The following is a 1,617-nucleotide window of genomic DNA, read 5'->3' on the forward strand; positions in this document are numbered from 1 at the left end:
TAGAATTAGGGGGCTAATTTTATTTATAAACCTTCATTTTACATAATGGCTGTTATACGAAATTTAGATGTTAGAACCCATTTAAATTAATGAGTTATTGAATAAGTAAAACCCTCTAAGTAGACTTTTAGAAGTTGTAAATCTAGGAAAAGGCTAAACATGCCGTTGATTGAGTATTACGGTCTGCTATTTGAATGGCACGATAAAAAAATGGAAATAGTCTATCGAGGGCGTGAAATTACTTTTGAAGAAGTATGTAGCGTTTTTCTTGATCCAGAGCTGATTTCCTTTGACGATCTTGGTCATTACGATGAGCAACGGCTAATATCAATTGGTCTGAGTAATCGTGGTAGACTACTAACAGTGGTTTGGGTTGAACGTGGTGATGTTGCAAGAATCATTACTGGCTTTGAGCCATCGCACAATCAAAAGCGGAGGTATAACCATGCAAAATGAATTAGAACGTTATAAAAATTTTGACCCTACCAATGCGCCAGTAGTAAAACCAAATTTTGTGAAAAAATTACAAGAACGCCATGCCACTGCTCAAGCAAAGGCTTTTGATGCAGATGTTGTAACTTGGCTAAGCTCTCAAGATAATGAAACAAAACAGCATATTAACGATATGGTTCGTCATATCATGGCTTTGAAACGTGTTTAATTAAAATTTAGCTCGATACTTTGAAACATGGCTAAAGCCATGTTTCAAAGTCGGGCAACTTTGCGCTTGCTGTAATTTGCTTAGCAATGAGAAAAACCAAGCAAAGTACCGATCATCTAGTATTTTTCAGGATCATTAATGAATTTGCATTTCTCATAAAGCTTTTTCGTCCGCTTACGCTTGATAATGAAGTAGGTCGAAATTTTAATGTTGCTCAGTCGTTCGTAGACATTCACTCGGCATCTTACAATACATCTAGCTATACATATTAGTTATAACAAATTAAAATTAATTAATTTTTACTTAAATATGAATATTATGAAAATACTAATTCTACTTTTTTCATTTACTATTTTATCTACTTCTACCTTAGCAAATAAATACGACTGGACATATATCCCACCGCCAAGTGTTAATTTTCAAAGTTACTCTCAAGGAAATCAGCAACTTCAAAATGGTTTAAATGCTATGGCTGATGCCGTAGTTAATTATGCTAATAAAAAACAAAATAACAGTACTACTTCTTATAATAATGTTGGTAACTTCACATATGGGAGTGATGGTAGTTCTTATTACAATACAGAAGATCGTTCTTACGGTTCAAATGGTTATACTTATTACCAAATAAATGAAAATAATGGCTATGGTTCAAATGGTTCCGTATACAACAGCGTCGGGGATTATCTTTATATAACTCAGCCTGACGGTAGAAAATTTGTTTGTTATCAATCTAGTGTGAATACACAGTGCAAAGAGAATTAATGTTCGACTCTTTGAAATATGGCTTTAGCCATGTTTCAAAGTCGGGCAACTTTGCGCTTGCTGTAATCTGATCAGTAATGAGAAAAACCAAGCAAAGTACCGATCATCTAGTATTTTTTAGGGTCGATCTGGCACCAGTCATAGGTCTTTTCTTTGACGCTATTTGGTTGGAATGAGTAACACGGATTTTTCGT

3 protein-coding genes are annotated in these 1,617 nt (G+C 34.4%); all 3 read left to right on the forward strand.

Translation table 11 applies throughout. The features are described 5' to 3' along the window. Positions 1-159: 159 nt before the first annotated feature. The 3 genes from FTV37_RS17325 (at position 160) to FTV37_RS17335 (ending at position 1,423) form a co-directional block, all read left to right on the forward strand. A complete protein-coding gene (locus FTV37_RS17325) occupies positions 160-456 on the forward strand; it encodes a BrnT family toxin (RefSeq protein ID WP_179991657.1) in 297 nt (98 codons plus the stop codon). Then, positions 446-661, forward strand: coding sequence for a hypothetical protein (locus FTV37_RS17330; RefSeq protein WP_111886106.1), 216 nt, complete (start codon positions 446-448; stop codon positions 659-661). The genes FTV37_RS17325 and FTV37_RS17330 overlap by 11 nt, the downstream gene beginning before the upstream one ends. 318 nt (positions 662-979) lie before the next feature. After that, positions 980-1,423: a hypothetical protein gene (locus FTV37_RS17335; protein WP_179991656.1), complete on the forward strand. Its 444-nt coding sequence runs from the start codon at positions 980-982 to the stop codon at positions 1,421-1,423. Positions 1,424-1,617 lie beyond the last annotated feature (194 nt).

Origin of the sequence: Acinetobacter sp. YH16042, assembly GCF_013417245.1 — a bacterium.
Taxonomy (GTDB): Bacteria; Pseudomonadota; Gammaproteobacteria; order Pseudomonadales; family Moraxellaceae; genus Acinetobacter; species Acinetobacter amyesii.